Source organism: Methylocystis sp. (assembly GCF_051061285.1).
GTDB lineage: Bacteria > Pseudomonadota > Alphaproteobacteria > Rhizobiales > Beijerinckiaceae > Methylocystis.
On the sequence record NZ_JBPFEA010000024.1, the window covers coordinates 55,587 to 79,050 of the forward strand.

Below are 23,464 nucleotides of genomic sequence, written 5' to 3' on the forward strand. Positions count from 1 at the left end.
ACGTGGCGCCGCAAGCGCGATCATGTCCAAATTGCGACGAGAATCGCGCCCTGTCGCGGCGTCCTGCGCGCCGCATAGTTACAACGGCTGCGTGCGCGCCAGAGCGCGTCCCGATCACATGGAATCATGTGCTCGGTAAGGAATCGCTCAATATCAAAATGGTGGAGCAGTTTTCATCGAAAAAGTCTGTCGACTTTTTCGGAACCTGCGCTACGAGCCCGAGCCGGTGAGCTTATGAATGAGTCGCGCGATGTCGTTATAGGTCGAGAAAATCATCAGCGCGCCGACCATCGCGAGACCCACGCGGAAGGCGACTTCCTGCGCGCGCGCGTTGAGCGCGCGGCCGCGCGCCGCCTCAATCGCGAAGAACAGCAAATGTCCGCCGTCAAGCAGCGGCACCGGCATGAGATTGAGCAGACCGATCGAGACTGAGAGAATCGCGATGAGGCTCAACAGCGGCGCGATGCCCACCTTGGAGACCGCCTGCGCCATTTGCCCCGAGACTTGCGCGATGCCAATCGGTCCGGAGAGCTGATCGGCGCTCTCCCGTCCGGTGACAAGTCCGCCGATGTAATTTCCCGTGCGGCGCACGACCGTCCATGTTTCCTGCACGCCCATCGCCACCGCGTCGGCGGGTCCGTAGCGTTCCTGGCGGATGTCGGCCGCGGCCTTCGACGCCTGAATGCCCAGCATGCCGATTCGGATTTTGCCGATCGCGCTCTCGACCTCGCGCAGGGCGGGAACGACCGGAAGCGTCAGCTGCTGATCGCCGCGCTGAATCACGAAAATGAGTTTCTTGTCGGCCGAGCTCGAAACGATTTCCTGCAGATTGGAAAAGGAGTCGATCGGCGCGCCATCAACGGTCAGCACCAGGTCGCCGGCCATGAAGCCCGCAGCGGCGCCGGCCCCGCCAGGCGTCAGCGAGCCGACGCGCGGCGCATAGATCGTGCGTCCGTAAACCCCGAAGAGAATGGCGAAAATCGCGATCGCCAGAACGAAATTCGCAAAAGGTCCGGCGAATACGATCGCGGCGCGCTTCCACACACACTGCGCGGCGAAAGTCACTGCGCGCTCGGCCTCCGGCATCGCGCGCACGGCTTCAGGGTCCGGCGCGCTTGCGGCGTTGGCGTCGCCATGGAAGCTGACATAACCGCCCAGCGGAATGCTGGCGATGCGCCAGCGCGTGCCGAGACGATCCACCCGAGACCACAGCTCCGGTCCGAAGCCGATGGAAAAGGCGTCCACCTTCACGCCGCACCACCGGCCGACGATGAAGTGCCCAAATTCGTGCACGAACACGACCAGCGTGAGAACGAGCACGAAGGGGATGAGATAGAAGGCGAAGGTCGTCAGGAAGTCTAGCAAAGCGCTGTCTCGCAGGTCTCGCTTGCGCCAAGCCTGCCGGCGGCGCGCGCCATGATCACTGAAGCAGCATGCCTGATGCGGCACGCCCGGCCAAGGCCGATCGTGATCTTTCTCTGACAATATGGTCCACCGCGAGGGCGTCCTCAACTGTTGCGGGCGCATTTGCGGTTCCATCGCGCAAAGCGGCCTCGCAGGCCTCGGCCACATGGCGAGCGATGCCGTCGAAGGACATGCGGCGATCGAGGAAGGCTTCGACGGCGATTTCATTGGCGGCGTTGAGCACGGTCGGCAGGCCGCCGCCGGCGCGCAGAACCTGGAGCGCCAGTTTGAGCGCTGGAAACCGTTCAAAATCAGGCGCCTCGAATGTCAGCGTGGCGATTTTCGCCAGATCGAGGCGCGGCGTCGGGGTCGTCAGCCGATCAGGATAGCCGAGACAGTGGGCGATCGGCGTGCGCATGTCCGGCACGGCGATTCCCGCGGTCACCGAGCCGTCGGAAAAGGCGACGAGGCCGTGGATGATCGACTGCGGATGGACCACGACTTCGAGCTTTTCGGCCGGAATGCCGAAAAGATGATGAGCCTCGATCAGTTCGAGCCCCTTGTTCATCATGCCGGCCGAATCGACGGTTATTTTCGGGCCCATCGCCCAATTGGGATGATTGAGCGCCTCCTCGACGCTCGCCTCGGCGATGCGCTCCTTGCTCCAGGTGCGGAAGGGGCCGCCGGACGCCGTGACGATCATGCGTTCGATGCGGGAGGGGTCCTCGCCGCCAAGCGCCTGAAAAATGGCGTTGTGCTCGCTGTCCATCGGCAGCAGTTGCACGCCCATTTCCGCCGCCTTCCGCATGAAGGGCACGCCGGCGCAGACAAGACATTCCTTATTGGCGAGCGCCACGTCGCGGCCGGCGGCGAGCGCCGCGTAGGTCGGCTCGACGCCGGCGGCGCCGACAATGGCCGAGACCACGAGATCGGCGTCGCGCAGCGCGGCCTCGATGATCGCCTCGCGACCCGCGGCGACCTGAATGTTGGTCCCGGCGAGCGCCGCCTTGAGCGCCGCATAGGCGCTCTCGTCGCGGATGGCGGCGAATTCGGCCCTGACCGCGCGGGCGACCCGCGCGAGCGCCTCGACGTCGCGGCCGCCCGCCACCGCCGACACCGAAAACCCTTCCGGATCGCGTTCGAGAAGGTCGACCGTCGAGCGGCCGATCGAGCCCGTCGCGCCCAGCAGCACGATGCGGCGCGGAACCGGCGCCGGCGGCTGGGCCGGGGCGTGCGCGTGAAACTGTCCGTTTGCTAATGCCATTGGGTCCCGCCCTACCAGAAGAAAAGACCGGCCGCCACCGACGGCGCGCCGCGCAGCAGGCCCACCGCCGCCGCGAAGGCGCTGGCGAAGATGAAGCCGTCGAGCCGATCCATGGCGCCGCCATGGCCGGGAATAAGCTGGCTCGAGTCCTTCACGCCGAAGCGGCGCTTGACCGAAGATTCGAAAAGATCGCCGACTTGCGAGAAGCCGGCGGCGGCCAGTCCGACCAGGAACACACGCCAGCTCGCAAGTTGCGGGCCGGCGCCGAGATAGACGGCGACGAGGCCCAGTAATGCGCCGCAGAGAACGCCGGTGATCGTGCCCGACCATGTCTTGCCGGCAGAGACGCGCGGCCAAAGCTTCGGGCCGCCGATCAGCCTGCCGCCAAAATAGGCAAAGATATCGGTGCCCCAGACCACGGCGAACAGGAAGGCGATCGCCAGCGCGCCGAAATCGGGCGACTCGCGCAAAAGACATACGGAGAAGGCGAGCGCGCCGGCGTAGACAACGCCCGTCGCCGCCCAGAGGCGACGCTCGGCTCCCGCCAGCGCTGCGCCCGCAAGGGCAAAAACCGCAATCGCGAGCGCGGCGGCGCCCGGCATGAAGACGCGTCCGAACGCCGTTGCGGCGGCGACCGCCGCGCCGCCGACGGCGATTCTGGCGGCGCGCCCGTCGCCGCCGATCAGGCCCTGCCACTCCCAATTCACCGCGAAGGCGGCCGCCAGCCAGAAGAGCGCGAAAACGTCGCCGCCAAGATAGAGCGCGCCGAGGGCGGCGATGACCATCGCCGCGGCGGATGCGAGGCGCGGCCCAAGGTCGGCGAAGCCTCCGGCAGACGGCTTTTCAGGAGGCTGCCCGGCGCGGCTTATGTCGCTTCGATCCGCCGTCATGAAGCGGTCTTGGCGCTGCGCGCCGCGGCCTCAAGCCCGCCAAACCGGCGATCCCGATGGGCGTATTCGGCGATCGCCGCCGAAAGCGCCGCTTCGTCGAAATCCGGCCAGAGAATCGGCAGGAAGACGAATTCGGCGTAAGCCGCCTGCCAGAGCAGGAAGTTCGACAGCCGCTGTTCGCCCGACGTGCGGATGATCAGGTCCGGATCGGGAATGTCCGCGGTGTCCAGCCGCCGCGCGATCGCGTCGGCGTCGATCTCCTCGGGCCTCAGTCGGCCTTGCGCCACCATTTCCGCGAGCGCGCGGGCCGCCGCCGCGATCTCCTGCCGCGCGCCGTAGTTGAACGCGACGACGAGGGTGAGCCCGGAGTTCGCCTGCGTCATCTGCTCGGCCTCGCGCAGCAGGTCCGAGATGTCGGGCGCGAGCTCGGCGCGCGCGCCGATGACGCGCACGCGCACATTGCTCGCGTGCAATTCCGCCAGATCGTTGCGGATGAAGCGGTGGAGCAGCGAAAGAAGGCTTTCCACCTCCTCGCGCGGTCGCGACCAGTTTTCCGCCGAGAAGGAATAGACGGTCAAATAGCCGATATTGAGCTTGATCGCCGCCCGCACCGTGCGGCGCAGCGCCTCAACGCCGCGCCGGTGTCCTTCGAAGCGCGGCAGGCCCCGCTTCGCCGCCCAGCGGCCATTGCCATCCATGATCAGCGCGACATGACGCGGCGCCGTGCGCGCGCGCTGAGCGTTCGTTTGCGCCTCCAAAATGTCGCTTTCCGTCATATTCGGGTTCCAAATGGCCATAGGACCTGCGCCAGACGACGCCGCAGCTTCCTAGACCTGCATGATTTCCTTTTCCTTGGCGGCGAGCGCGGCGTCGATCTCCTTCACCGTCTCGTCCGTCGCCTTCTGCACCTCTTGTTCGTGGCGCTTCTCGTCGTCCTCGGGAATCGCGTGATCCTTAAGTAACTTCTTGAGAATGTCGAGGCCGTCGCGGCGCACGTGGCGCACGGAGACCCGCGCCTCCTCGGCGTATTTATGCGCGACCTTGACGAGTTCCTTGCGGCGCTGCTCGTTCAGCTCCGGCATGCGGATGCGCAAATTCTGACCTTCCACCGTCGGCTGAAGACCGAGATTGGCCTCGCGGATCGCCTTGTCGACGGCGATGACCAACGCCTTGTCCCATACCTGCACCGAAAGAAGGCGCGGCTCGGGCACGCTGACGGTGGCGACCTGATTGAGCGGCGAAACCTGCCCATAAGCTTCAACATGAATCGGATCGAGCAAGCTCGTCGAGGCGCGTCCCGTGCGAAGCCCGCCGAATTCGTGCTTGAGCGTCGCGACCGCGCCCTGCATGCGGCGCTTCATATCGGCAAGGTCAAAAGTTTCCGCCATGTGAACAACCTGTCTTTGATCTGTCGCCGCTCTTACGAACTCTCGCGCGGCTCGGCTTCTTATATTTCGAACGTGGCGCGGCAAAAAGGGCGCACGCCGCCGCCTTCGCCGGCGCTCCGGCTCCGCGGCGCAAGATTTATTGCACGATTTATCGTCTGGCGCGAAAGGGTCTTACGGCGCAACGAGGGTCGCGCGCGCCCGACCGGAAAGCGCCCCGTCGATGGCGCCGGCCTCGGCGATCGAAAAGACGAGAATCGGGATCTTGTTCTCGCGGGCGAGCGCGAAGGCCGCCGTATCCATCACCGCCAGGTTTCTGGCGATCGCCTCGTCATGGCTCAAACGGTCGTAGCGCTCCGCGGTGGGATCGCGCTTGGGATCGGCGGTGTAGACGCCGTCGACCTGAGTGGCTTTGAGCACCGCGTCGGCGGAGAGCTCCGCGGCGCGCAACACCGCGCCGGTGTCCGTGGTGAAGAAGGGGTTGCCGGTGCCTCCGGCCGCGATGACGACGCGTCCCTTGGCCAGATGATGCAGGGCGGCGCGGCGCGAAAAGGATTCGCATATGGACGGCATCGAGACCGCTGACAGGCAGCGCGCCTGCCGCCCCTGCCCTTCGACCGCCTGCTCCAGCGCCAGCCCGTTCATCACCGTCGCCAGCATGCCGATCGAATCGGCGCGCGCGCGCTCGATGCCGGTTTCGGCGCCCTTGATGCCGCGAAAGAAATTGCCGCCGCCGACGACGACGGCGATCTCATGTCCAGCCGCCGCGGCGGTCGCGAGGTCGGCGGCGATGCGGGCGATCGTGACGGCGTCGAGACCATGCGGCGCCGAACCCTGCAGGGCTTCCCCGGACAGCTTGACGACCACACGCTTGAATCGTCGCGTCGACGTGAGGTCGGACATGAGGCGTCTCTCGGTGGCTGAAGCGGGGCGCGTTCTTCATACGGAGGCCGGGCGGCGCCGGCAAGTGAGGCGCGTCACCCAAGCTCTGGATGAGACCCGTGTATCGAGCCCGTGGGAGCCGCCGACGCATCAACTCTCGCCGCCGCCCCACACGCGATTGCAATCGAACCGCCACGCGTCGGTCGGGGCACTATTCACGACACTTGATTACGGCCCCACTTCGCCGCCAGTCGCGCCGAACACCTGGCCTGTCGTGAAGCTCGCTTCGCTTGACGCGAGCAGAACATAGAGCGGCGCGATTTCCGCCGGCTGTCCAGGGCGGCCCAGCGGCGTGTCGGCGCCAAATTCGGCGAGGTGATCGGGAAATTGTCCGCCGCTCGGCTGCAGCGCCGTCCAGAACGGGCCCGGCGCGACGGCGTTGACCCTGATGCCTTTGTCGGCGAGCTGCTTCGCCAGACATCTGGTGAAATTGAGAATGGCGGCCTTGGTCGCCGAATAATCCAGAAGCTGCGGCGAAGGATCGAAAGCCACGATCGAACTCGTATTAATGATCGACGATCCCGGCCGCAGATGCGCAAGCGCGGCTTTCGTGATCCAGAACAGCGCATAGAGATTGGTGCGGAACGTCCAGTCGAGGTCCTCGGTCGTAATGTCGAGAATCGATTTGCACGCATGCTGGCGCGCGGCGTTGTTGACGAGAATATCCAGGCCGCCGAGATCGCGCGCCGCATCGTCGACGAGCTTGCGGCAAAAAGCTTCGTCGCGAATGTCTCCCGGAAGCGCCACCGCATTGACGTCGGCCTCGCCCATGAGGTCCATGACTTCCTTGGCGTCCGCCTCCTCCTCCGGCAGATAATTGATGGCGACGTCGGCGCCTTCGCGCGCAAAAGCGATCGCCGCGGCGCGGCCGATGCCGCTGTCGCCGCCGGTGATGAGCGCCTTGCGGCCAAGGAGACGCCCCGAGCCTCGGTAGCTTTCCTCGCCATGATCGGGACGCGGCGTCATGAGCCCGGCGAGACCCGGCCAGGGCTGCGTCTGCTTTTCGAACGGCGGCTTGGGATAGAGCTCGCGCGGATCGCGCAGTTTGCGCGCGGACGGCGCATCATCGAATCCAAGCACGGAAGTGGCGGCGTCGATCGCGCGCTCAACGCGCGGTCCGCGAATCGTTGCGTCGGCGGCGGTCTTCTTGGCGCGCATGCGCGGCTCCCTCTGCTCGATCTTCGCCCTGCGACGAACACCAACATCCGGAGCCTAAACGCCGCCCGCCCGCGATTGTTTCGAAGGGCGCGACAACCGAGAGCATGCCGAACGCGCACGCGGCCCGAAGGAGGATGAGGCGAAGGTCGCGGCGTTGCGGACGGAGGGAATAACAGCGGGAAGTTTCATCCGTCATGGCCGGGCTTGTCCCGGCCATCCACGTCGAGAGGCTGAGTTATGCTGAGAGGCTCGTGCGTCGCCGCTTGGATGCCCGCGACAAGCGCGGGCATGACGCGGAGAGATATCGCGAAAAGAAAAAGGCCGGGGTTCAACGCCCCGGCCCCTCACCCTGAACTTCTCCCCACATGCGGGGAGAAGGAATGTCTTACCCCTTCACAGCCGCGGCCACTTCCGCAGCGAAGTCGCTCGTCTGTTTCTCGATGCCTTCGCCGAGCGCGTAGCGCACGAAGCCCTTGAGAACGATCGGCGCGCCGGCCTTTCCTTCAAGCTCCTTCACCGCCTGGGCGACGCTCTTGCCGCCGTGGTCAGGATGGTTGGAGATCTGATCGAGCATGCAGACCTCCTTGGCGTAGGTCTTGATGCCAGAGTCGATGATCTTCTGCAGCACGTTCTCAGGCTTGCCGGCGTTCTTCTCGGCAAGCAGCTTCTTCTCGCGCTCGACCGTCGCCGGGTCGAGGCCCGTGGCGTCAAGCGCCAGCGGATTGGCCGAGGCGACATGCATCGCGAGCTGGCGCGCGAGCGTCGCCAGCACATCCTTGTCGCCTGTCGATTCGAGCGCGACGATCACCGCGATCTTGCCCTGGCCGTCGACGACCTGCGCATGCACGTAACGGCCGACGACGCCCTCGCCGACGCTGAGCGCGGCGGCGCGGCGCAACGTCAGGTTCTCGCCGATGCCGGCGATCGCATTGGTGATCGCCTCGTTCACCGTTCCGCCGCCGGGATAGGCTTCCTTGCCGAGCGCCTCGACGTCGCTCGCGCCGCTTTTTAAGGCGACTTCGGCGATGTTCTTCACCAGCGTCTGGAAATCGGCGTTGCGGGCGACGAAATCCGTTTCCGAATTCACCTCGACGACGACGCCCGATTTGTCTGACACGAGCGCGGCGACAAGCCCTTCGGCGGCGACGCGATCGGCTTTCTTCGCGGCCTTGGAGAGGCCCTTCTTGCGCAGCCAGTCGACCGCCGCTTCGAATTCGCCGTCCGTCTGGGTGAGCGCCGCCTTGCAATCCATCATGCCCGCGCCGGTGCTCTCGCGCAGTTCCTTCACAAGGGCGGCGGTGATCGTAGCCATGGCTGAAATTCCTTCTCGGAGAGTCATGCGACGACGCCGGCCCACTGGACCGGCGCGCGCGTCTTAAGCATTGGACTTGACGAATCGACTAGGCGGCGAGAAGCGCCTTCGCCTGATCGACCCAGCCGTCGCGCGCAATGCGGCCGTTCAGCTTCAACTCGCCGTCGAGTTTTTCGACGTCCGCCGGAGTCATCGCGGCAAGCTGCCAATAGTGATAGACGCCGGCGTCGTTCAGCTTCTTGACGAGCTGCGGGCCGACGCCGTGCAGCTTGGCGAGATCGTCCGGAGCGCCGCGCGGCGCCGACAGCAATTCGTAGGCCTCGACAGGCGTATCCGCATCCGCGACGGCGACCTCGGCGGGACGCAAATCTTCGCGGACCACCGGGCGCGCCTCGAGCGCGGGCTCAAGCGCCGGCGACTCATCGGCGCCAATATCGATTCCCACCGAGCCCTGGCTGCGCGAAATGCCGTCGATGGCGGCTCTCGCCACGAGATCGCAGTAGAGCGCGATGGCGCGGCCCGCGTCGTCATTGCCTGGGATCGGATGGGTGACGCCATCCGGATCGCAATTGGTGTCGAGCACGGCGACGACGGGAATCTTGAGGCGATTCGCCTCCTTGATCGCGAGCTGCTCTTTGTTGGTGTCGATCACGAAGATCAAATCCGGCGTGCCGCCCATATCCTTGATGCCGCCGAGCGCCTTTTCGAGCTTGTCGCGCTCGCGGGTCAGCAGCAGGCGCTCTTTCTTGGTGATGCCCGATGCGCCGGCCGAAAGCTGCTCGTCGAGCTTGCGCAGACGGGTGATCGATCCGGAAATCGTCTTCCAATTGGTGAGCGTGCCGCCCAACCAGCGGGAATTGATGTAATATTGAGCGCTCCGCTTGGCGGCGTCGGCGATCTGCTCCTGCGCCTGGCGCTTGGTGCCCACGAACAGCACGCGTCCGCCCTTGGAGACAGTGTCCGAAATCGTCTTCAACGCCTGATGGAGCAACGGCACCGTCTGGGCGAGATCGATGATGTGGATGTTGTTGCGGGCGCCAAAGATGTAAGGCGCCATCTTCGGGTTCCAGCGATGCGACTGATGGCCGAAGTGAGCGCCGGCCTCCAGCAGGCCGCGCATGGTGAAATCGGGCAGAGCCATAGTGTCTTTTCTCCGGTTGAACCTCGGCGAGAGAGAAAAGAGGCCGGAGAGCCGGCCACCGGAGCGACGTCTTGAGGCAGACGCCGCGTAACCCTCGCCTGTGGAATGGCGCGCTTATAGGCGATGCGCCTACGTCCGGCAAGGGCCGCCGCCGGCCGGCCCGCGCGGACGCTTTAGCCGTTCGATGCATGGCTGGCGCATCGGCGTTCGAAGGGAACGCGAGGACGAAGGAATGGGCTTAATTTTTTGCAACGACCGCGACCTTCTGTCGCATGTTAACTACTTGTATTTAAATAGTAATATTGCTTTTTTGGCAGGCCTTAGAGTCCCCGCAGGAGCGCATTGCCATCCGATCGGAAACAAGCTAGGCTCCCTCTCGATGCGGCAAGCATTCACGTAAAATCAAGAACAGGGGGAAAACGCATGGCCGTCAACGTTCACAATACCGGCGATATCGGCAAGATGCTGCTTTGGGTCGCCGCCTTCGTCGCTTTCGTTGTCGTCGCTCTGACCTGGGTTCCGGACTGGATTTCTCCCGAAGGAACCAACGGCACGGGCAACCGCAACGGCATGCAAGGCGATGGCGTTGGCTCTACCGCCCGCATGATCCAGTAAAACATACCCCTGCCGAAAAGACTCGCCGGGCGCGCAAGCTCCCGGCCCTTGTCTTTCTGGCGGGCGATCGGCCGGTTACCGCGCAGATCATTTTGGAGCCGACGTTCTCGACGTGATCGAGCGTCGGCTTCCACTTTTTCGGACGCTTAGAGCGCTTCCCGATCACGTGGAATCATGTGATCGATAAGGAATCGCTCAAAATCAAAATGCTGGAGCAGGTTCTCCTCGAAAAAGTCTGTCAACTTTTTCGGAACCTGCTCTAACGCGCCCGACTCCACACTTGCGACAGCCGACTCCAGTATTGCGACACCCAAATATTTTGCGCGGCCGGTCCAGCTTCGACGAAGACGGCGCTAAGCAAGATCAGCAACCCGCCCAGCATCGCCGGCCCGGTGAGGCGCTCCGACAGCAGGATGGCGCCCGCCAAGGCTGCGAAAACGCTCTCCAGCGACATGATGAGCGCGGCTTCGGCCGCTGGCGTATATTTGAGCGCCACGATTTGAAGCGTGAAGGCGATCCCCCCGGAGCAAAGCCCCGCATAGAGAATCGACGGCAGGGCGGCGATCAGGCCATCGAGCGAAAAAGGCTCGCCGCCAAGGCCCACGACGGTTCCAAGAACGCCGATGACGCCGAACTGCGCGAAAGCCAAAAAATACGGCCGATCGGCGCGCGCGAGAAAGGTCGGGACGAGACTGATCCCGGCCGCCCACGCAATATCCGCAATCAAAACCAAGGCGTCGCCCGACGTCCAACTCTGGAACTGCGCGTTGTCCGTGAGAAGCCAGGCGCCCAGGATGGACCCGAGGCCCGCGACGAGAACGACCTGCCGGGGTCTTACGCCGGTCTGCGTAAAGACGAACACTGGAACGAGCACGACATATAACGCCGTGAGAAATCCGCCGTTGGTCGCCGTCGTCGTGGCGAGACCGACTTGCTGCAAAGCGGCGGCGACGAAGACGCAAAAGCCGATCAGGCCGGCGAGAGGCAAATCGCCTTTTCTTAGGGGAGATTCACTGTGACGGCCTTCGTAGAGCGCCAGCGGCGCGAGCGCGGCGCACGACAGGAGAAAACGGACGCCGACGAAGGTGATCGGCCCCATAAGCTCGCCGGCGTTTTTTTGCGCGATAAAGGCCGTCCCCCAGATAAACGCCGCCAGCACAAGCAGCAAATCGGCGCGAATGCGGCTCATAATATGCCTGTGCTCTTTAGCCTTTGACGTCGCTGCTCCAGTCGCTCACTCCCTGCATTCCATGCATCGGCGAGCGCGCGCCACAGCGCGAGGGCGGCTCTATAAATCGGGGTCGCCAATAAGCCGAGCGAGGAATGCGGGTCCGCGGCGTCTTCCTCGACCCCGTATTTAAGACGCGGGTTCTTGGTCGAAGGCATCTCGAGCGATCCGAACATCCAATCCCAAATGGCGAGAACGCTGCCGAAGTTGCGATTGAAGTGCTGGGAATCTGTCGAATGATGGATCTGGTGATGCGCGGGGCTCAGGACGATGTGTCCCCAAATCCCGCGAAAGGGAATCCAGAACTGCGAATGTTGAAGATGCCCGATCGTCCAGAGGAAGAAGATGAAAAGGATGTTCTTCCCGTCGACCGTGAAGGATTCTGTGGTTCGCCCAAAGACCCAAGCCAAGATGCCTGACGCGCCGCCAATGAACGTCGCGAGCATGTAGCCGAAAATGATGTTGTCGATCGGATGATTGCGAAAGTTCGTCACCGGGGTCAGCACCTCGGCGGTGTGATGCACCTTGTGGAACTCCCACAAAAACGGAATTCGATGCTTGAGATAGTGATCGACCCAATAGCCGACTTCATAAGCCAAAAAAAGCGCGGCGGTCGAGAAGAGCCTTACCGAAAGGTCACAGCAAGAGACCGGCGCAAAAGCGCCAAAAGAATTGCGCAGCGAGCCGCTCACGAGCGTCGCGACGGCATTCGACGATATGACGAGGGCGCCCACCACGACCGGCATGAGAACGACGCTCAGGATGAAGAGCTTGACGTCCGCGGCAAACGATTTGGATAGCAGGAGTCGCTTGTCGAAGATCGCCCGCGCCATGGCCCGCGGGTTGACGCGCCCCCGGCGCATCTTGCGCTGATAGGCCAGCGCGCCAACGGCGATGACAAACGTCGTCGCCAGGGAATAGACCGAAAAAATCGATCCCGCCGAAAGCAGTTCGTTGGAGATCTTCGCAGCGGAAAAGCGGAGCGCGCCGTAAACGTCCATCGAGCTTTCGGGTCCAGATGATGTTGAGAGTTCGGCCTAGGACTGACGCGCCTCAGGATGCCTGCTCGCGTCGCTGGCGCGCGTTCCTGTCCGCCACGGAACTGCCTGCCCGCAAAGCGTATTCTCTACGCGAGCCGCTGCCAAGAGCGATATGCCGGCGGGCCTTCAAAGCATAGGTTCAGGTTAGAATTCGATACCCTCCTGCGCTTTGACGCCGGCGCCGAAATGGTGCTTGACCAGAGTCATCTCGGTGACCAGATCGGCTGCGGCGATGAGCTCCGGCTTGGCGTTGCGTCCGGTCACGACGACGTTGAGATCGTCGCGGCGCACGGCGAGCGCGCCCAGCACTTCCTCCAACGGCAAATGCTCATAGCGCAGTGAAATGTTCAATTCGTCGAGCACCAGCAGGCGGACCTCAGGGTCGTCCATCAGTTCGCGCGCTTTCTCCCAGGCGCCCCGCGCCGCCGCCGCGTCGCGGGCGCGGTCCTGGGTCTCCCAGGTGAAGCCCTCGCCAAGCGTATGCCAGGCGACTTGACCGAACTCTTGGCCAAGCTTTTCGAGCATGTTGCGCTCGCCGGTGCGCCACTGGCCCTTGCCGAACTGAACGACGCCGATCTTCCAGCCATGGCCGAGCGCGCGCAGCGCCAGCCCGAAGGCCGCCGTCGACTTGCCCTTGCCGGCGCCGGTGTGGACCATCAGCAAGCCTTTGCGGGCGACCGTCTTGCCGGCGACCTCTGCGTCCTGAACCGCCTTGCGCTTCTCCATTTTGAGACGATGGCGGCGCGCCTCGTCGTCTACATTCATATCGGTCACAGGCGCTCCTCTGCCGGTTTGACGGAAGCCTAAGCCGCGCATATGACTAGTCGGGACGGTCCTTCGCAAGAAGTGAAAAGGGAACGCGGCGCGGGCATTACGCCTGTTTCCGCGGCTGCCCCCGCAACTGTAGCCGGCAAGGTCCGCGCCATCTGCCACTGAGCGTGATGCTTGGGAAGGCGGCGCGGTCCGACGACCCGGGAGCCAGGAGACCTGCCGTCAGGGCGATCATTTCGGATCGCCGCGCGCATCGCATCGCCGCCGGTGGGGCGGCAGGGAGACCGATATGAACGTCAAATCCGTTAATTCCACCGCCCTCGCCGCTTCGAGACTCGAGGCGCTGAAGGCCGCCGCCGTCGCGCTCACTCTCGGCTTCGGTCTCGTCTGGCTTGCGGGCTTCGCTTATCCAGAAAGCGTCCATGACGCGGCGCATGACACGCGCCACGCGCTCTCCTTTCCCTGTCACTAGGCCGCAACGCGCTTGATCGCGCGCATTTTGACGACCGGCCTTATCGCCGGCCTTGTCGCCGGGCTTGCGGTCGCGGCCCTGCAACACTTCACCACGACGCCGCTCATCCTCGCCGCCGAAGTCTATGAGGCGGCGCAGCATGCGCATGACGGCGGCGAGGCGGGCGCGGCGTTTTCAGGTCTGAGCCGCACGGCGGCGACCAGCGTCGCGACGATCGCCGTGTCGATCGGCTATGCGCTCATTCTGCTCGCCGCGATGCTTCTCTCGGGCGACGCCATCGCGCCGCGCCGCGCCGCGCTTTGGGGCGCCTGCGCCTTCGCCGCGACCGGACTCGCGACGAGTCTCGGCCTCGCGCCGCAGCTTCCCGGCATGGCGGAAACCGAACTCGCCGCGCGCCAAATCTGGTGGCTTGCGACCGCGCTTTCCACCGGCGCCGGACTCTTCGCCCTGTTGCGGCTTGACTCGACGGCGGCGAAGATCGTCGGCGTCGCGCTGATCGTCGCGCCGCATTTCTTCGCGCCGCAGCCCGCGACTCCCGAGAGCACGGCGCCGGCGGAGCTCGCCGCGCGCTTCGCCGCCGCCTCGCTCGCCGTTCAGGCGATCAGCTGGGCGCTCGCCGGCGCGCTCGCCGGTCTCGTCTGGCGACTCCAGTCGCGCCAACAGGAACCCTCATGAGCGCCAAGATCCCTGCAACAATTGTCACCGGCTTTCTTGGCGCGGGGAAGACGACGCTCATTCGTCATGTGCTCGAGAACGCCAAGGATCGGCGTCTCGCGCTCGTCATCAATGAATTCGGCGACGTCGGCGTCGACGGCGAAATCCTGCGCGCCTGCGGCGTCGAAAACTGCCCCGAAGAAAATATCGTCGAACTCGCCAACGGCTGTCTGTGCTGCACCGTCGCCGACGATTTCATTCCGGCGATCGAAGCGCTGCTCGCGCATGAAAAGCGTCCCGATCACATCATCATCGAAACCTCGGGGCTGGCGCTGCCCAAACCGCTGGTCAAGGCGTTCGACTGGCCGGCGATCCGCTCGAAGCTGACAGTTGACGGCGTCATCGCCGTCATCGACGGCAAGGCCGTCGCGGAGGGCCGTTTCGCCGACGATCTTGAGGCGATCGCCAAAGAGCGCGAAGACGCGCAGACGATCGATCACGACAATCCGCTTGAAGAGGTGTTCGAAGATCAGCTCGCCTGCGCCGATCTTATCATCCTCAACAAGACCGATCTGCTGGGCGCCGATGAAGAACGCGACGTCGCAGATCGTCTGGCGCTAGGCGCTCGGAAAGCGGCGAAGATCGTGCGCGCCAGCGGCGGGCGAGTCGATCCGCTCGTGCTGCTCGGCCTTTCCGCGGCGGCGGAGGATGATCTGGCGACCCGTCCGTCGCATCATGACGCCGAGCCCGAACATGACCATGACGACTTCGACAGTTTCGTCGTCTCTCTCTCGGCCGTCGCCGATCCGGCGGCGCTGGTTGCGCGACTCGCCGAAGCGGCGCGCGCGCATGACGTGCTGCGCATCAAGGGATTCGTTGAAGTCGTCGGCAAGCCGATGCGCCTGCTCGTGCAAGGCGTCGGCGCGCGCATCGAACATCATTTCGATCGGGCGTGGAAACCCGATGAGCAGCGCATGAGTCGGGTCGTGATCATCGGCGAGAAAGGCCTCAATCGCGACGCGGTCATCGCGACGCTGGCGCAGCCGTGATACGCCATGCATCTTCTCCCGCGCGATCTCCATAATCTCGACGACGCCGGCGCCGCCGTCGATCTTGGACAATCTCCAGCAGAGATCGTGTTTCTGTCCTTCTCTGATTCAGAGCTGCGCCTGCTGGCGCGGCTCTATGAGCAGAGCGCGGGGACGCTCCCGAGCTTTCGCTGCGCGTCGCTCGCGCAATTGAAGCATCCCTATTCCGTCGATCTCTATCTCGACGCCGTCGCGCGACATGCGCGTCTGATCGTCGTGCGACTGCTCGGCGGCAAAGATTATTGGCCCTATGGCGTCGAGCAACTCGAGGCGCTGGCGCGCGCGAAGGGAATCGCCCTTGCGATCACGCCCGGCGACGCCCATGACGACGCCCGTCTGAAGCAGGCGTCGACGCTCGACGCGGAGACGCTCACTCGAATTTGGCGCTTCTTTCAGGATGGCGGTCCCGACAATCTGCGTTCGTTTCTCGGTTGCGCATCGACTCTCGTCGGCCGTCCGGCGCCGTGGCGCGAAAGCGTTCCCGTCGCTAACGCCGGGCAATTCGAATCCGCGTGCCGCGCCGGCGGCGAATTGCGCGCGACGATCGTCTTCTATCGCGCCATGTTCCTCGCCGACGATGTCGCGCCGATCGTCGCGCTCGCCGACGTGCTGGGTGAGCGGGGGTTCGCGGTCGAGGCGGTTTATGTGGCGAGCCTGAAGGAGGCCGAGAGTGAAGCTTTCGTATCGCGCGCGCTCGAGACGTTCGCGCCCGACGTCATCCTCAACGCCACCGCCTTTTCGGCGCGTCGCGACAGCGGAAGCGTGCTGGATTGCGCGGACGCGCCGGTGCTGCAGGTCGCTCTTGCCACCTCGTCGCGTGACGCATGGGCCGCCTCGATGCGCGGCGCGAATGGCGCCGATCTCGCGATGAATGTCGTCTTGCCGGAAGTTGACGGGCGCATCTTCACGCGCGCGATTTCCTTCAAGGAGGAAGCGCCGCTGCGTCTTGCGGCGGAATTCAGCGAGACGCGGCATGCGCCGGAACGCTCGCGCATCGACTTCGTCGCGGACCTCGCGTTGAACTGGGCGCGACTGCGCCGCAAACCCAACGCGGATAAGAGCCTCGCGCTCATTCTTTCGGACTATCCGGCGCGGCGCGGCCGCGGCGGCTACGCCATCGGCCTCGACGCGGAAGCAAGCGTGCATGAGATCGTCACAGCTTTGCGAGAGGCGGGATACGACATTGGCGCGGCGCCCACCTCCCCCTTGAGGGGGGAGGTCGCGTCGCGAAGCGACGCGGGTGGGGGTGACGCCCCGCATTATGAAGCTTCACCCCACCCCGGACTGCTGCGCAGTCCGACCCTCCCCCTCAAGGGGAGGGTGACGCGCGCGCTGGAAGATGGATATCAGGCTATCCGCTTCCTGCTCGCCGACTATCTGGCGTTGCTCTCGAACGTCTCCCCCGACTTCGTCGCAAGCGTCAACGACGCCTGGGGCGCGCCGCAGGACGATCCGGCGTTTGTCGACGGAGCGTTCCGCGTCCCCTGCTTGGAAGCCGGCAAGCTCATCGTCGCGCTGCAGCCCGATCGCGGCGCGCGCGCTGAGCGTTACGAGAGCTATCACGACGTTCAGCGCCCGCCGCGTCACGCCTATGTCGCATTCTATCTCTGGCTGCGGCATGTGCGAAAGATCGACGCGCTCATTCATCTTGGCGCGCATGGCACGCTCGAATGGCTGCCCGGCAAATCGGTCATGCTGTCCGAGGCGTGCGCGCCGGAAGCGGTGCTTGGCCCGACGCCGCTCATCTATCCGTTCATCGTCAATGATCCCGGCGAAGCCGCGCAGGCGAAGCGCCGCACATGCGCCGTGACGATCAGCCATCTGACGCCGCCGCTCGTCGACGCCGAACTGTTCGACGCGGCGGCGAAAGTTGAAACGCTGCTCGACGAATATGCGACGGCAAGCGCGCTCGACGCGCGCCGCGCGCGACTCGTCGCCGGCGCGATCATCGATGAAGCCGAGCGCAGCGGCCTTGCCGCCGAATGCGGCGTCTCGCGCGAGATGGACATCGCCGAGACTTTGACGCGGCTCGACGCCTGGATGTGCGATCTGAAGGACATGCGGATCGGCGACGGACTCCATGTCTTCGGACGCGCCCAAACAAATTTAGACAGCGATCCCGCGCGTGGCACCTGCGCGCGCGCCGAACGCGAGGCGTTCATCGCCGCGCTATCGGGCCGCTTGATCGAGCCCGGCCCGGCGGGCGCGCCGTCGCGCGGGCGCGCCGACGTTCTGCCGACCGGCCGCAATCTCTATTGCATCGATCCGCGCCATGCGCCCACGCAAACGGCCTATGACATTGGCCGGCGCGCCGCCGCCGAGGTGATGACGCGCCATGCGCAACTGCATGGCGAATTTCCGCGCCGCATCATTCTCGATCTGTGGGGCAGCGCCACGATCCGCACCGGCGGCGAGGATTTCGCGCAAGCGCTCGCGCTTCTCGGCGTGGCGCCGCGCTGGGATACGGCAAGCGCGCGCGTGATCGGCTTTGAAATTTTGCCGCAGGCGCGGCTCGAGTTTCCGCGCGTCGACGTGACGCTGCAGGTCTCGGGGCTGTTCCGCGATATGTTCGGAAATCTCATTGCGCTGTTCGACGACGCCGTGCGCGCGGTCGCCGCGCGCGATGAAGACGCTGCAATCAATCCGCTGAAAACGGCGGACGATCTGCGCCGCGTCTTCGGCGCCGCTGACGGCGCTTACGGTCTTGGCGTGAGCGATCGCGCGCTGCGCGGCAATTGGTCGGACCGCGACGATCTTGCGCGCGCCTATCTTTGCGCCGCGGGTCACGCCTATGATCGCGCGGGCGAAAGCAATGAAGCCGTCGCGGCGTTCAGCGCGCGCGTCGCTGACGCCGACGCCCATGTCCATGTGCAAGACATGGCGGAAGTCGACGTTCTGATCGGACCCGCCTTCGCCGATTACGAAGGGGGCTTCGCCGCCGCCAACGCCATGCTTGGCGGCGACGCCGATTTGGTGCATATCGATGCGACGCGGCCAGAACGGTTACGGTCGCGCGCTCTGAAAGATGAAATCGCACGCGTGCTGCGCATGCGGCTCGCCAACCCCCAATGGCTTCAAGGCCAGAAGCGGCACGGCCACCGCGGCGCCGGCGAAATCGCCGAGACGATAGACAATCTCTACGCTTTCGCCGCGACAAGCGGCCTCATCAGCGACGCACAATTCGACCTCGCTTTTGACGCCACCTTAGGCGATGATGCGACACGGGATTTTCTCGTCGCGGAAAATCCCCGCGCGCTCACCGCAATCGCGCGGGTTTTTAGCGAAGCGCTCGCGCGCGGCTTGTGGAATACGCAACGCAACAGCGTGCGCGGCGCCTTAAGCGATTTGGAACGCCAACAGGGAGGGCGTCTTGCAGCCGAGGCCTGAGATCAAGGGCTGGTGTCCCGGAGCCTTCGCGCCGATGCCGAGCGGCGACGGTTTGCTGATCCGCGCCAAGGCGGTCGGCTCTCGCCTGAGCGCGGCGCAGGCGCGCGAGATCGCGAGAATTGCGGACAACTGCGGCAATGGGCTGATTGATCTCTCCCAGCGCGCGCAACTGCAGCTGCGCGGGATCAGCGAGGCGACGATCGCCGAAGCCCTGCGCGGCCTTGAGGCGATCGGCATGCTCGCGCCCAGCGCCGACGCCGAACGCGTGACGAATATCATTGCGTCGCCGCTCGCCGGATTCGTCGCGGGCGCTTTTGACGCCAACGTCATGGCTGTGCAGCTTGCTGCGGAATTGCAGCGCGACGCGGCGCTGCGCGCGCTTCCGCCGAAATTTCTGTTTCTTCTCGATGATGGCGGCGCGCTGTCGCTTGCCGACGTCGAGGCCGACATTCGGATCGAAGCGATTGCAAACGGCGACGTCGCAATTCGCATCGCCGGCGTTCCCAATCGCGCCGTAGTCGTCGCAGCCGATGACGCGCTCGACGTGGCGTTGCGCGTTGCGCGCGCCTTCGTGGAGCTGCGCGACCGTCATGCAAATAGCTTCAGGCGCGTCCGCACGCTGGTCGAGGCGCTCGGCGCCGACGCGCTGCCACGCGCCGCCGGACTCGGCATGCGCATCTCTAGGGAGGCGCCCGCGCCTGCGCGATGGGCGCATATCTTCGGCGAGCAACGTCGCGGCGCCGTCGCTTACGCAGGCGTCGGCGCGCCCTTCGGCCGCTGGCGCGCAAGCGAACTCGCCGCCGTCGCCGACTTTGCGCAAAGCGAGGGAACCGGCGAGCTGCGCCTCACGCCGTGGCGCGCCTTGCTGATCGTCACGCCCGATGAAGACAACGCGCGACGCGTCGTCTCGCGCGCGCAAGACCACGACCTCATTACCTCGGCCGACGACAAGCGCCTTGCCGTCATCGCCTGTCCCGGCGCGCCGGAATGTCCGCAGGCGATCGCCGAGACGCGCGCGCATGTGATGGATCTCGCGCCGTTGGCGCAAATGATCGGCGGCGCTGATGGCGTGGGCTTGCATCTTTCGGGATGCGCCAAAGGCTGCGCCCGGCAGAGCGCCTCGCCGATTACGCTGCTTGCCTGCGCTGAAGGATTCGATCTCATCGAGAACGCCGGCGCCGATGGCGCGCCGAGCTTCAGATCGCTGACATTCGAGGCCGTCATGCGCGAACTCTCCACGCGCGCAAGCGGTAGGACGCAATGAGCCGCTGCTTCGACTATATCCACGAAGGCGCGCAGATTTATGCGCGCTCCTTTGCGACCATTCGCGCCGAGTCGAATCTCTCGCGTTTCACGGCCGAGCAGGAAAAGATCGCCGTGCGCATGATCCACGCCTGCGGCATGGTGGAACTCGCCGACGACATCGAGTTCTCGCCGGATTTTGCTGCAGCGGCGCGCGACGCCCTGCAGAAGGGCGCGCCGATCCTGTGCGACTCCAACATGGTCGCGCATGGCGTCACCCGTTCACGTCTGCCGGCGGAAAACCAGGTGGTCTGCACGCTGCTCGAGCCGCGCGTGCCGGCGCTCGCCGCCGAGATCGGAACCACGCGCAGCGCCGCGGCGCTGGAGCTGTGGCGCAACAGGCTGGATGGCGCATTGGTCGCGATCGGCAATGCGCCCACCGCGCTGTTCCGTCTCCTCGAGATGATTGACGAAGGCGCGGCGCCGCCGGCCGCCATCATCGGCATGCCGGTCGGCTTCGTCGGCGCGGCGGAATCAAAAGACGCGCTGCGCGAATACGGCCGCGTTCCCTTCGTGATCGTGAAAGGCCGCAAGGGCGGCAGCGCCATGGCCGCCGCCGCCATCAATGCGCTGGCAAGCGAAAAGGAATGAACGCGCTCGCCTCGACCTCGCATGAAGCCGTCGCGACGCTCGGCGCGCTGATCGGCGTCGGACTCGGTCCCGGCGATCCGGAGCTTGTGACGGTGAAGGCTGCGCGCCTCATCGGCGCGGCGAACGTCGTCGCCTTCTTCGCCAAGCGCGGACGCGCAAGCCACGCGCGCGCGATCGCCGCGCCCTATCTCGCGCCGGGCTGCGAAGAGATTGCGCTGCTCTATCCGGTGACGACGGAGATTCCTTTCGATCAGCCGGAATATGTCTCGTCGCTTCAGCACTTCTATGAAGAGTGCGTGATGCGCATTCGCGCCGTGCTCGAAGCCGGACGCGACGTAACGCTGCTCTGCGAAGGCGATCCGCTGCTCTACGGGTCTTTCATGCATATGTTCGCGCGGCTTGACGCGCGTTTTCGCGTCGAGATTTGCGCCGGCGTCTCCGGCATGTCGGGCTGTTTCGCCGCGGCGCGCCAGCCGATGGCTTGGGGCGACGACATTCTCACCGTTCTGCCGGCGACGCTCGACGAAGACAGACTTGCGTCTCGCCTCGCCGAAACCGACGCCGCGGTGGTGATGAAGCTTGGCGGCAATTTCGCCAAGCTGCGCCGCGCGATGACGCGCGCCGGCGTCATCGATCGCGCGATTTATGTCGAACGTGGCGCGATGCCCGGCGAAAAGATCATGCGCTTCGCCGACAAGCGCGACGATGACGCGCCCTATTTCTCGATGGCGCTCGTGCCGGGGCGAGGCCGACGCCCTTGAGCGGCGCGCTTGACATTGTCGGCCTTGGTCCGGCCGACGCGCGATGGCTGACTCACGAGGCGCAGGCGGCGCTCGACGAGGCGCAGGACATTATCGGCTATGCGCCTTACGTTGCCCGCGTTGCCGAGCGCGCAGGACAGACACGGCTGGCAAGCGACAACCGCGTCGAAATCGATCGCGCCCAGGAGGCGCTGGCGCGCGCCGCGCAAGGACGCCGAGTCGCTGTCGTCTCCGGCGGCGATCCCGGCGTCTTCGCGATGGCGGCGGCGGTTTTCGAAGCGGTCGATGGCGGTCCGCGCGCGTGGCGGGATCTCGACATTCGCGTGCTGCCCGGCGTCTCGGCGATGCAGGCGGCGGCGGCGCGGCTTGGCGCGCCGCTCGGCCATGACTTTTGCGCGATCTCGCTCTCCGATAATCTCAAGCCCTGGGACGTCATCGCCAAGCGGCTGGAACATGCGGCGCAAGGCGATTTCGTCATCGCGCTTTACAATCCGGCGTCACGCGCGCGGCCGACGCGCATCAATGACGCCTTTGCGCTGCTGCGTCGTCATCTTCCCGGCGAGACTTTCGTTGGCCTGGCGAAATCCGTCGGCCGCGAGAACGAAGAGATCATTCTGACGCGGCTCGACGAAGCCGCCGGCGACAAGGTCGACATGTCGACGCTTGTCGTCATCGGCGCCAGCGGCACGCGGCGCATTGCGCGCGATCGCGCGCGCGATTGGGTCTATACGTCGCGGAAGGCGACATGAACACGCCATGGCTGTCGCTGATCGGCCTCGGCGAAGACGGCGTCGACGCGCTGACGCCGGCGGCGCGCGCGCTCGTCGCGCAGGCCTCGCTGATCGTCGGCGGCGCGCGCCATCTCTCGATGGTCGACGCGCCCGCCGAGCGCCTGCAATGGCCCTCGCCGCTCTCCGACGCCTTGCCGCGCATCCTCGCCCAGCGCGGCAGGCCCACGGTCGTTCTGGCTTCGGGCGATCCCTTCTTCTACGGCGTCGGCGATCTCATCGCGCGCCACGTCGCGCGTGACGAGATTTTCTGCGTTCCGGCGCCCTCGGCGTTTTCGCTCGCGGCCGCGCGACTCAAATGGAGCCAGCAGGATTGCGCGCTGCTTTCGCTGCACGGCCGCGCCTTTGAACGCGTGACGCCGCATCTGCAGCCGGGCGCAAAGATCATTGCGCTCTCCTGGGACGAGACGACGCCTGCGCGCCTCGCGCGCCATCTCATCGAGCGCGGCATGGGCGGATCGCGTCTCTGTGTGCTCGAGCGGCTCGGCGGCGCTAACGAGCGGCTGCGCGACGCGCGCGCCGACACTTTCGCGCTCAACGATATTGCGCCGCTCAACACGGTCGCCCTCGAAATAGACGCCGGCGAAGACGCAGCGGTCATTCCGCTGGCGCCGGGCCTGCCCGACGATTGGTTCGAGCATGACGGGCAGCTCACCAAGCGCGACATCCGCGCCGTGACGCTCTCCGCGCTCGCGCCGCGCAAGGGCGAATTGCTGTGGGACGTCGGCGCCGGCGCCGGCTCCATCGCCATCGAATGGATGCTGAGCGATCCCGCAAACCGCGCCATCGCCATCGAGCGCGACATGGAACGCGCCGCGCGCATTGCGCGCAACGCGCTGTCGCTTGGCGTTCCGGATCTGCGCATCGTCAAGGGCGAAGCGCCGCAAGCGCTCGCCGAACTCGATGCGCCGCAGGCGATCTTCATCGGCGGCGGCGCCGATGCGGCGACGCTCGCCGCCGCGTGGGACGCCCTGCCCCGTTTCGGACGCATCGTCGTCAACGCCGTTACGATTGAGACTCAGTCGCTGCTCGCCGACGCCTATCGCGAGAAGGGCGGCGAGCTCATACATCTGCAGATAGCGCGTGCGCGTCCGATCGGCCGTTTCCATGCGCTCGATCCAGCGATGGGGGTGTTGCAATGGCGTGCGGTGAAGAGATGAATGTTGCGACAGCGCGCACACCCTCTCCCTATGGGAGAGGGTGGCCCCGCGTAGCGGGGCCGGGAGAGGGGTTTCCATCCTTGTTCATTTGCGAAGATCATTCGATCCAAC

22 protein-coding genes and 1 riboswitch are annotated in these 23,464 nt (G+C 65.3%); of the genes, 10 read left to right on the top strand and 12 right to left on the bottom strand.

The genetic code is table 11. The features are described 5' to 3' along the window. Positions 1-210: 210 nt before the first annotated feature. The 9 genes from ACR65T_RS07945 to ACR65T_RS07985 all read right to left on the bottom strand — a co-directional run bounded on the left by ACR65T_RS07945 (position 211) and on the right by ACR65T_RS07985 (position 9,496). Entirely contained in the window at positions 211-1,365 is a 1,155-nt protein-coding gene (locus tag ACR65T_RS07945; RefSeq protein ID WP_434495968.1) for a M50 family metallopeptidase, read from the bottom strand. Between the two features lie 55 nt (positions 1,366-1,420). After that, positions 1,421-2,668: a 1-deoxy-D-xylulose-5-phosphate reductoisomerase gene (gene dxr / locus ACR65T_RS07950; protein ID WP_434495969.1), complete on the bottom strand. Its 1,248-nt coding sequence runs from the start codon at positions 2,666-2,668 to the stop codon at positions 1,421-1,423. Between the two features lie 11 nt (positions 2,669-2,679). Beyond that, entirely contained in the window at positions 2,680-3,558 is an 879-nt protein-coding gene (locus ACR65T_RS07955; RefSeq protein ID WP_434495970.1) for a phosphatidate cytidylyltransferase, read from the bottom strand. Continuing rightward, entirely contained in the window at positions 3,555-4,334 is a 780-nt protein-coding gene (locus tag ACR65T_RS07960) for an isoprenyl transferase (protein WP_434495971.1), read from the bottom strand. The genes ACR65T_RS07955 and ACR65T_RS07960 overlap by 4 nt, the downstream gene beginning before the upstream one ends. Positions 4,335-4,385: 51 nt before the next feature. Then, positions 4,386-4,946: a ribosome recycling factor gene (frr, locus tag ACR65T_RS07965; RefSeq protein ID WP_014892614.1), complete on the bottom strand. Its 561-nt coding sequence runs from the start codon at positions 4,944-4,946 to the stop codon at positions 4,386-4,388. Positions 4,947-5,117: 171 nt separating this feature from the next. After that, positions 5,118-5,846: a UMP kinase gene (gene pyrH / locus ACR65T_RS07970; RefSeq protein WP_123175289.1), complete on the bottom strand. Its 729-nt coding sequence runs from the start codon at positions 5,844-5,846 to the stop codon at positions 5,118-5,120. A 207-nt stretch (positions 5,847-6,053) separates the two neighbouring features. Beyond that, complete coding sequence (locus ACR65T_RS07975) at positions 6,054-7,043, bottom strand: SDR family oxidoreductase (RefSeq protein WP_434495972.1); 990 nt, start codon at positions 7,041-7,043, stop codon at positions 6,054-6,056. Positions 7,044-7,428: 385 nt separating this feature from the next. Next, positions 7,429-8,355: a translation elongation factor Ts gene (tsf, locus tag ACR65T_RS07980; protein WP_434495973.1), complete on the bottom strand. Its 927-nt coding sequence runs from the start codon at positions 8,353-8,355 to the stop codon at positions 7,429-7,431. A gap of 88 nt (positions 8,356-8,443) precedes the next feature. Next, positions 8,444-9,496, bottom strand: coding sequence for a 30S ribosomal protein S2 (locus ACR65T_RS07985; RefSeq protein WP_434495974.1), 1,053 nt, complete (start codon positions 9,494-9,496; stop codon positions 8,444-8,446). Between the two features lie 423 nt (positions 9,497-9,919). Here ACR65T_RS07985 and ACR65T_RS07990 point away from each other — a divergent pair, with 423 nt between their 5' ends. Continuing rightward, positions 9,920-10,111, top strand: a complete 192-nt coding sequence (locus tag ACR65T_RS07990; RefSeq protein ID WP_018407577.1) for a hypothetical protein — start codon at positions 9,920-9,922, stop codon at positions 10,109-10,111. Positions 10,112-10,370: 259 nt separating this feature from the next. Here the strand turns inward: ACR65T_RS07990 and ACR65T_RS07995 are convergent, their stop codons facing one another. The 3 genes from ACR65T_RS07995 to cobO all read right to left on the bottom strand — a co-directional run bounded on the left by ACR65T_RS07995 (position 10,371) and on the right by cobO (position 13,144). Beyond that, the gene (locus tag ACR65T_RS07995; RefSeq protein WP_434495975.1) at positions 10,371-11,300 is read right to left on the bottom strand and encodes a DMT family transporter; all 930 of its coding nucleotides are present in this window, start codon (positions 11,298-11,300) and stop codon (positions 10,371-10,373) included. Beyond that, positions 11,297-12,340, bottom strand: a complete 1,044-nt coding sequence (locus tag ACR65T_RS08000) for a sterol desaturase family protein (RefSeq protein WP_434495976.1) — start codon at positions 12,338-12,340, stop codon at positions 11,297-11,299. The genes ACR65T_RS07995 and ACR65T_RS08000 overlap by 4 nt, the downstream gene beginning before the upstream one ends. Before the next feature lie 183 nt (positions 12,341-12,523). Then, the gene (cobO, locus tag ACR65T_RS08005) at positions 12,524-13,144 is read right to left on the bottom strand and encodes a cob(I)yrinic acid a,c-diamide adenosyltransferase (RefSeq protein WP_434495977.1); all 621 of its coding nucleotides are present in this window, start codon (positions 13,142-13,144) and stop codon (positions 12,524-12,526) included. A gap of 48 nt (positions 13,145-13,192) precedes the next feature. Next, positions 13,193-13,388: riboswitch (cobalamin riboswitch) on the top strand. Positions 13,389-13,439: 51 nt separating this feature from the next. On the opposite strand from cobO, the gene ACR65T_RS08010 reads away from it, so the two are divergent. Genes ACR65T_RS08010 through cbiE form a run of 9 tightly spaced genes read left to right on the top strand, consistent with a single transcriptional unit; the run spans position 13,440 to position 23,353 of the window. Beyond that, the gene (locus ACR65T_RS08010; protein ID WP_434495978.1) at positions 13,440-13,622 is read left to right on the top strand and encodes a CbtB domain-containing protein; all 183 of its coding nucleotides are present in this window, start codon (positions 13,440-13,442) and stop codon (positions 13,620-13,622) included. Between the two features lie 12 nt (positions 13,623-13,634). After that, positions 13,635-14,297: a CbtA family protein gene (locus ACR65T_RS08015; protein WP_434495979.1), complete on the top strand. Its 663-nt coding sequence runs from the start codon at positions 13,635-13,637 to the stop codon at positions 14,295-14,297. After that, positions 14,294-15,325 (top strand): cobalamin biosynthesis protein CobW, encoded by a 1,032-nt coding sequence (cobW, locus tag ACR65T_RS08020; RefSeq protein WP_434495980.1) that lies wholly within the window; start codon positions 14,294-14,296, stop codon positions 15,323-15,325. The genes ACR65T_RS08015 and cobW overlap by 4 nt, the downstream gene beginning before the upstream one ends. Positions 15,326-15,331: 6 nt before the next feature. Next, the gene (cobN, locus tag ACR65T_RS08025) at positions 15,332-18,751 is read left to right on the top strand and encodes a cobaltochelatase subunit CobN (protein ID WP_434495981.1); all 3,420 of its coding nucleotides are present in this window, start codon (positions 15,332-15,334) and stop codon (positions 18,749-18,751) included. Further along, the gene (cobG, locus tag ACR65T_RS08030) at positions 18,735-20,015 is read left to right on the top strand and encodes a precorrin-3B synthase (RefSeq protein WP_434495982.1); all 1,281 of its coding nucleotides are present in this window, start codon (positions 18,735-18,737) and stop codon (positions 20,013-20,015) included. Before cobN ends, cobG begins: the two co-directional genes overlap by 17 nt. After that, the gene (locus tag ACR65T_RS08035) at positions 20,012-20,644 is read left to right on the top strand and encodes a precorrin-8X methylmutase (RefSeq protein ID WP_434495983.1); all 633 of its coding nucleotides are present in this window, start codon (positions 20,012-20,014) and stop codon (positions 20,642-20,644) included. The genes cobG and ACR65T_RS08035 overlap by 4 nt, the downstream gene beginning before the upstream one ends. Next, positions 20,641-21,405, top strand: a complete 765-nt coding sequence (locus tag ACR65T_RS08040; protein ID WP_434495984.1) for a precorrin-2 C(20)-methyltransferase — start codon at positions 20,641-20,643, stop codon at positions 21,403-21,405. The genes ACR65T_RS08035 and ACR65T_RS08040 overlap by 4 nt, the downstream gene beginning before the upstream one ends. After that, positions 21,402-22,154 (top strand): precorrin-3B C(17)-methyltransferase, encoded by a 753-nt coding sequence (gene cobJ, locus ACR65T_RS08045; RefSeq protein ID WP_434495985.1) that lies wholly within the window; start codon positions 21,402-21,404, stop codon positions 22,152-22,154. The genes ACR65T_RS08040 and cobJ overlap by 4 nt, the downstream gene beginning before the upstream one ends. Further along, the gene (gene cbiE, locus ACR65T_RS08050) at positions 22,151-23,353 is read left to right on the top strand and encodes a precorrin-6y C5,15-methyltransferase (decarboxylating) subunit CbiE (RefSeq protein WP_434495986.1); all 1,203 of its coding nucleotides are present in this window, start codon (positions 22,151-22,153) and stop codon (positions 23,351-23,353) included. Before cobJ ends, cbiE begins: the two co-directional genes overlap by 4 nt. The last annotated feature ends 111 nt before the right edge of the window (positions 23,354-23,464 follow it).

Excerpts from the sequence above, each read along its gene's own strand:
- dxr (WP_434495969.1), bottom strand. The coding sequence starts at position 2,668 with ATGGCATTAGCAAACGGACAGTTTCACGCGCACGCCCCGGCCCAGCCG.
- ACR65T_RS07955 (WP_434495970.1), bottom strand. The coding sequence starts at position 3,558 with ATGACGGCGGATCGAAGCGACATAAGCCGCGCCGGGCAGCCTCCTGAA.
- ACR65T_RS07960 (WP_434495971.1), bottom strand. The coding sequence starts at position 4,334 with ATGACGGAAAGCGACATTTTGGAGGCGCAAACGAACGCTCAGCGCGCG.
- frr (WP_014892614.1), bottom strand. The coding sequence starts at position 4,946 with ATGGCGGAAACTTTTGACCTTGCCGATATGAAGCGCCGCATGCAGGGC.
- pyrH (WP_123175289.1), bottom strand. The coding sequence starts at position 5,846 with ATGTCCGACCTCACGTCGACGCGACGATTCAAGCGTGTGGTCGTCAAG.
- ACR65T_RS07975 (WP_434495972.1), bottom strand. The coding sequence starts at position 7,043 with ATGCGCGCCAAGAAGACCGCCGCCGACGCAACGATTCGCGGACCGCGC.
- tsf (WP_434495973.1), bottom strand. The coding sequence starts at position 8,355 with ATGGCTACGATCACCGCCGCCCTTGTGAAGGAACTGCGCGAGAGCACC.
- ACR65T_RS07985 (WP_434495974.1), bottom strand. The coding sequence starts at position 9,496 with ATGGCTCTGCCCGATTTCACCATGCGCGGCCTGCTGGAGGCCGGCGCT.
- ACR65T_RS07990 (WP_018407577.1), top strand. The coding sequence starts at position 9,920 with ATGGCCGTCAACGTTCACAATACCGGCGATATCGGCAAGATGCTGCTT.
- ACR65T_RS07995 (WP_434495975.1), bottom strand. The coding sequence starts at position 11,300 with ATGAGCCGCATTCGCGCCGATTTGCTGCTTGTGCTGGCGGCGTTTATC.
- ACR65T_RS08000 (WP_434495976.1), bottom strand. The coding sequence starts at position 12,340 with ATGGACGTTTACGGCGCGCTCCGCTTTTCCGCTGCGAAGATCTCCAAC.
- cobO (WP_434495977.1), bottom strand. The coding sequence starts at position 13,144 with ATGAATGTAGACGACGAGGCGCGCCGCCATCGTCTCAAAATGGAGAAG.
- ACR65T_RS08010 (WP_434495978.1), top strand. The coding sequence starts at position 13,440 with ATGAACGTCAAATCCGTTAATTCCACCGCCCTCGCCGCTTCGAGACTC.
- cobW (WP_434495980.1), top strand. The coding sequence starts at position 14,294 with ATGAGCGCCAAGATCCCTGCAACAATTGTCACCGGCTTTCTTGGCGCG.
- cobN (WP_434495981.1), top strand. The coding sequence starts at position 15,332 with ATGCATCTTCTCCCGCGCGATCTCCATAATCTCGACGACGCCGGCGCC.
- ACR65T_RS08035 (WP_434495983.1), top strand. The coding sequence starts at position 20,012 with ATGAGCCGCTGCTTCGACTATATCCACGAAGGCGCGCAGATTTATGCG.
- ACR65T_RS08040 (WP_434495984.1), top strand. The coding sequence starts at position 20,641 with ATGAACGCGCTCGCCTCGACCTCGCATGAAGCCGTCGCGACGCTCGGC.
- cbiE (WP_434495986.1), top strand. The coding sequence starts at position 22,151 with ATGAACACGCCATGGCTGTCGCTGATCGGCCTCGGCGAAGACGGCGTC.